Source organism: Terriglobales bacterium, assembly GCA_035543055.1.
GTDB lineage: Bacteria > Acidobacteriota > Terriglobia > Terriglobales > Acidobacteriaceae > JAIQFD01.
Genome location: DATKKJ010000139.1, coordinates 1 through 5088 on the forward strand (window position 1 = coordinate 1; position 5088 = coordinate 5088).

Consider the following 5088-nt stretch of genomic DNA (forward strand, 5'->3'; position numbering starts at 1 on the left):
GACAGCCGGCGAGCGTTCGGCCAGGAGCGGGTCGATATTGGCCTTCACGATATGTTGCGCGAGGGCTTCGACAGCGAAGACATTGGTGTTGTAGAGCTGGTTGATAGCGACGACCTTCAACAGGACCGTTGGAGCATGCGTGTTTTGGGGATGGAGCTGAAAAAGCTGCGTCAGGGCGGATTCAGTCAAGGCATTCTCGGCGTCAAACTCTCGTTCGGCTTCTAGGACGGTTGCGGGCGTGGGCGCGGGCAGCGGCATGCGCCGAATTGTATGCTTCAGTCGCCCCTACGGGGCTCTTCCCTCTTTCGATCGCCTACCCGCCGTTGAAACGGCGGGCTACTCTCATCGCGCCCCGCTGGGGCGCGAATGAGGTGGGCGGCGGGTGGCCCGACCTTTCGTCTAAACAAAGTGGTGGCGGGTGGCCCGGCCTTTCGCACCACCACAATCTGGGTGGCCCGTCCTTTGCGGCGCGCTTTTTGCCGCAAAGGGCGGGAGGCAGAATCTCTGTCGCCCCTAAAGGGGCTCTTCCCTCTTCTTAGAATCTACCCGGGGCTCACGCCCGGGCTAGATTCTCCGTCGCCCGCTACCGCGGGCTGCGTGTCAGGGCACGCCTTCAGGCGTGCCGATGCCGCCCCCTTCTTAGTCCTGTCATCCTGAGCGGGTTTTGACCCGCGAAGGATCTCGCGAACTGCCGGCAGCGTCGGTGACGTGTGCATGGGGTCGCTGCGAACGTTCCAGGAAGAATCCATGCGCGGGTGGCCCAGGTAATCCCCATAGGGGCGCCGCGCACGAGCCGTCAGGATTGACACCCCCGGGGGAAGGGCGTAGGCTGCGCCAGTCCTTGCATTCCCGACTTCAGCCCAGCGCGCATTCCTTTCCTTTATCACCGTCGGCCCCGGCGCTCACATCCGGCATCGTCAATTCAATATGGAGGTCGTATGCGAAGAATCAGCGTTTGCCCTGTCGTCGGGATGATGTTTGCCTTGCTGGCGCCCACTCTGGTGGTGGCCCAGCAGCAGCCTGCCAAAACCATGTCCGGCCCGCCGAAGGTGCTGCAGATCGTGCGCGAAGAAGTGAAGCCCGGCAAAGGGCCCGCCCACCAGAAGCATGAAGCTGCCTGGAGCCAGGCATTCACCAAGGCCGGGTACCCTCACAACCTGACCATCAGCTCCGTCACCGGGCCGAGCGAAGACTGGTTCATCACCGGTTTCGGCTCGTTCGCAGAGTGGGAGAAGCTCAACAAACGGATGGACGAGCCCGCTTTCAGCAATGTGATGGAGACGTTCATGCCCAAGGAGAGCGAATACGTCTCCGAGACGCGGATGATCACCGCACGCTACCGTCCCGAACTGAGCTACAGGCCGGACTTCAAACTGGGCGAGTACCGCTACTTCAGTGTGGCCCTGGTCCGCTACAAGCTGGGCCACAGCCCCGACGAGGTGGGGAAGATCCTGGCGGCGGCACGGGAAAAGGGCAATGTTGACGCCCATATTGTCGCCTATCAGGTCACTTCGGGCGCGCCCGTCGGCAGCTACCTTTACTTCACCGCGCTGAAGAACCTGGACGCGTGGGACCAGCCGCCCAACCAGGCTTACCTGGACGCGCTGAAAGAGGGAAAGTTCGACGAAGCAGTCGAAAGATCGATCCAGAACGTGGAGTTCCGCCTTTTTGGATTCAACCCTCGGCTGAGCTACGTGAGCGAGGAGGTGGCCTCGGCTGATCCCGCGTTCTGGCACCCCAAGGCGCCGGCCAGCAAGACGGCTGCCCCTGCGAAAGCTGCGCCCCCAAAGAAGGAAAACTGAGATCTAGTTTCTCGTTTCTAGTCGGGGGGTGGCCCGCCCAACAGTTGGGTTGGCCCCTTCTCCCACCCAAGCCAAAAGCAGGCTTGGGTGGGGCACCCGGCAAATCTTCTAAGGAACTATCGGCGGGCGAACTGCGTATGATGGAGCAGCAACGTTCTATGCGCACCGACGCCAAGACCACGCTCATTGCAAGCCTGATCGGCAGCGGAGCCGGGACCGCGGCCTGGTTCTATGGGATCGCGGACCGCCTCTGGCCTGCCCACCCGCAGGTCGCCATTTTCCTGCTGACCATCGCCAGCACCGTCATTGCCATGGCGATGTGGCCCCGCCCGGCCACGTCCCGCCGGGACTGAGGCGGGTGGCCCCGCCCCTTCGCACCAGATCCCAGTTTCTAGTTTCTAGTTGGAACCGATGGTGCGGGCAGCTCTGGGGGGAACCCATGTGAACGGCACGGATAGCGCCATCACCCGCGAGGTCCCTCGCGGGGTAAAACCCGTTCGGGATGACAAGAGGGTGAGATTTGTAATTGGCAATTGGCAATTGGCAAAGTTGAGGAACGGCGCTCCAGATAACGCAAGTATTCTCATCCCGTAAGTCGTTGAAATGCTTGGGGCGAAATCTTGATTATAGCTTTCAGCTAATTTTCCACATTGACCGATAGGATAAAATAGAGATGTGGGCGGTGTGCCCGCTGGCTCTTTGATAACTTCGCTGACTCCCGACTCCTGACTCCTAACTCCTTTGTTCTACTGATTTTGCGAATCTCGCGGTGCAAACAAACGACTTCCCTCCAGACCCTACTGATCTCCGGAGCTAAGTCCTTTGTTTCAACAGATCAGAGGGAGGGGGGTGGGGGCCTGATCTGTCGCCCTCGGCCCCTAGCGTGGACGGCGGGGCGTGGCGCGAGGGGAGCGCTGCTGCTGGAGATCGCGCTGGGTGCCAACGACGTCGTGCGCTTCCTGCAGCCAGGCGCGCAGCTCATCGTCCAGGTCGGCGGCCGACGCGATGCGGACGTAGTGCCCGCGCCAGCGCGGGCCGTAGTCCACCGTCTTGACGATGCGAGGGCTACGGAGCCAGCGATGCAGGGCGAAGGCGGCCAGGAAATGGTCTTTGCGCGGGTACAGGCCGGCGAAGCGGACCCGGGCGACGGCGACCAGGCGGGTCTTCTGCGGGAGCACCTGGACGTCGCCCAGCGACTTGAGCAGCGCTACATACTTGCGCGCGACCGCCAGCAACCCGGGCGCGGAACGGGAGAAGAGCTCCCCCAGCGTGAACCGGCCGCAGGAGTGCGAGAGGTTGCGGGTGACCAGGCGGGCGCCGCACTTCGGGCAGTGCCACAGGGGGCGTTGGGTCATGGCATGTCGGAGACGAACTCGATGGCGTAGGTAAGCTTCATACCGCCCTCTGCGAAATCGGGGCATGATAGCAATACAATCGCTGGTGATGAAACGGATGCTGCACGGCCTGGGGATGGCGCTGATGCTGGCGTCGCCCTTCTGGCTGACGCTGGAAGACCCGCCCGACTACTACAAGTTCGGGACCAGCCTTGCCCTGGGCCTCCTGTTGAACATGGCCGGCATTCTCTATCCGAAGTCGGACGGCGGCCGGTGACCTTCAGTAGATGGGCCAGACGCCGGGCGTGACGACTTCGAGCAGGTGTCCGTCGGGATCGCGGAAGTACAGGGCCTGGCCGCCGAACTTCCAGGTCATGCGCTTCTCGATGGGGAGATCGAGTTGGCGCAGCCAGTCTTCCCAGCGGTCGAGGTCGGGGCGGGCGATGGCGAAGGCGACGTGGATGGAGCCGGTGGCGTCGGTGTCGGAACTTCCGCCGCGCTTGAACAGCAGGAGCACGTCGCGGTCGCCGGCGCGCAGCACCGCCAGCCGCGTCTGGTCGGTGACCTCGGCGTCGGAGGCGTCGAGGAGCGGGAAACCGAAGACCCGCTGGTAGAACTCCAGGGACCGCGCCACGCTGCTGACGTAGAGCGAGGTCTCGAGCACGCCGTTCACCTTCGGCCCGGCAAAGGTGTTCGTGGTCATCTGTTCACTCCCAGGGAATGGGATTCCGGAATCCAGCAAAAAGATTCGAGGCACGGGCCGGCGCGAGCGCCCGCGCTCCATTGTCCATGTCCCGCACGAGCGGACAGTGGCCTGGAGGACGAGGAAGTAACCATCCCGTTCGCTATTAGACAGGCGCGCCAGGGCGGTGCAAGCTTGCGTCGCAATCTCCGATGGAAGATCGAAGAGCGACGCTGAACAGGCATTGGGCTTTGGTAATCAGGTTCGGAGAAGGCACTTCGTACGACGCTCCCTCTATTCCTCCCCACGACGAAGTAGGCCCCGTGATTTCCGGATGTTCGGCCTGTTATCTGTCGCGACATTGCTGAGCGCTGGCACGCGTCGAGATGCGAGCCAGAGGAGCTGGAGAGCGAACATGAAGACACTGCAAGATGGTCGGGGACGAGAGCCACAGTCGCCGTGGAGGCAGCCGTGGCTGGCGGTGCTGGTGGCGGGAGTGGCGCTGCTGCTGCTCGCGCCGTCGGCGCACGCCCAAGGATTGACGGTCCAGATCAACGCGACCTGGGACGGGTCCACGTTCACGCTGAGCCAGAGCAAGGTGTACTGCCCGCCGGGCTGCCAGGTGAAGCTGGTGATCAGCGGGTTCGGAAGCCTGCACGCGCTGTCGGCCCAGTACGTGAGTTTCACCAGCAACGCCAACGATCCGGCGCCCACCGTCATGTACTGGGTGGGCCCGCCGAATGCCACGACGTCGTGGAGCCTGAATGGCTCGGTGTGGCTGGATGCGGTGGGAGGCCCGGGGCCGTACACCGACATCATGACCATCGCGGCGGCTCCGATCGGGAGCTACAAGTTCACCATCTTCGCCTATGGGGTGAAGGCGACCGACCTGTTCGTGTATCCGCTGCCGGCGGCGACCTTCCTGGGTGATTGGAACGCGGCGTACAACTATCCGCGGGGCGCGATCGTGACCTACAACGGCGCCACCTACCTGCGGCTGCCGGCGGTGCAAGCGAGCGCGCCGGTGGGCAATGGCAACGCGCCGGGCACCGATGCGACCCAATGGCAGCAGATCAGCGGAGCGCAGGGGCCTCCGGGACCTGCGGGGCCTGAGGGACCACAGGGACCCAACGGCTTGACGGGCGATCCCGGACCTGCCGGGCCTCAAGGACCTCAAGGCAACGACGGGCCTGCTGGACCTCCGGGACCGGTGGGCGCTACGGGACCACAAGGGCCGCAAGGCCCTGCTGGGCCGACGGGACCAGTGGGC

Annotated in this window: 7 protein-coding genes; 5 read left to right on the forward strand and 2 right to left on the reverse strand. The window is 63.6% G+C overall.

Translation table 11 applies throughout. The features are described from left to right. From VMS96_09635 to VMS96_09645, 3 genes are all read left to right on the forward strand, one after another. Positions 1–225 (forward strand): hypothetical protein (locus VMS96_09635; protein ID HVP43685.1); only part of this gene is annotated, 225 nt, incomplete at its 5' end. A 713-nt stretch (positions 226–938) separates the two neighbouring features. Beyond that, positions 939–1802: a hypothetical protein gene (locus tag VMS96_09640; GenBank protein ID HVP43686.1), complete on the forward strand. Its 864-nt coding sequence runs from the start codon at positions 939–941 to the stop codon at positions 1800–1802. Between the two features lie 137 nt (positions 1803–1939). Continuing rightward, the gene (locus tag VMS96_09645; GenBank protein ID HVP43687.1) at positions 1940–2155 is read left to right on the forward strand and encodes a hypothetical protein; all 216 of its coding nucleotides are present in this window, start codon (positions 1940–1942) and stop codon (positions 2153–2155) included. A 525-nt stretch (positions 2156–2680) separates the two neighbouring features. Here VMS96_09645 and VMS96_09650 read toward each other — a convergent pair. After that, positions 2681–3157: a DUF5655 domain-containing protein gene (locus tag VMS96_09650; GenBank protein ID HVP43688.1), complete on the reverse strand. Its 477-nt coding sequence runs from the start codon at positions 3155–3157 to the stop codon at positions 2681–2683. A gap of 64 nt (positions 3158–3221) precedes the next feature. Here VMS96_09650 and VMS96_09655 point away from each other — a divergent pair, with 64 nt between their 5' ends. Continuing rightward, positions 3222–3413, forward strand: a complete 192-nt coding sequence (locus tag VMS96_09655) for a hypothetical protein (GenBank protein HVP43689.1) — start codon at positions 3222–3224, stop codon at positions 3411–3413. Between the two features lie 3 nt (positions 3414–3416). Here VMS96_09655 and VMS96_09660 read toward each other — a convergent pair whose 3' ends face one another. After that, on the reverse strand, positions 3417–3839 hold the full coding sequence (locus tag VMS96_09660) for a VOC family protein (protein HVP43690.1): 423 nt from the start codon (positions 3837–3839) through the stop codon (positions 3417–3419). 394 nt (positions 3840–4233) lie between these two features. On the opposite strand from VMS96_09660, the gene VMS96_09665 reads away from it, so the two are divergent. Continuing rightward, the coding region (locus tag VMS96_09665) for a hypothetical protein (protein ID HVP43691.1) at positions 4234–5088 on the forward strand (855 nt) is incomplete at its 3' end.

Bases quoted from the DNA above. Each gene is read 5' to 3' on its own strand.
- VMS96_09640 (HVP43686.1), top strand. From the start codon at position 939: ATGCGAAGAATCAGCGTTTGCCCTGTCGTCGGGATGATGTTTGCCTTG.
- VMS96_09645 (HVP43687.1), top strand. From the start codon at position 1,940: ATGATGGAGCAGCAACGTTCTATGCGCACCGACGCCAAGACCACGCTC.
- VMS96_09650 (HVP43688.1), bottom strand. From the start codon at position 3,157: ATGACCCAACGCCCCCTGTGGCACTGCCCGAAGTGCGGCGCCCGCCTG.
- VMS96_09655 (HVP43689.1), top strand. From the start codon at position 3,222: ATGATAGCAATACAATCGCTGGTGATGAAACGGATGCTGCACGGCCTG.
- VMS96_09660 (HVP43690.1), bottom strand. From the start codon at position 3,839: ATGACCACGAACACCTTTGCCGGGCCGAAGGTGAACGGCGTGCTCGAG.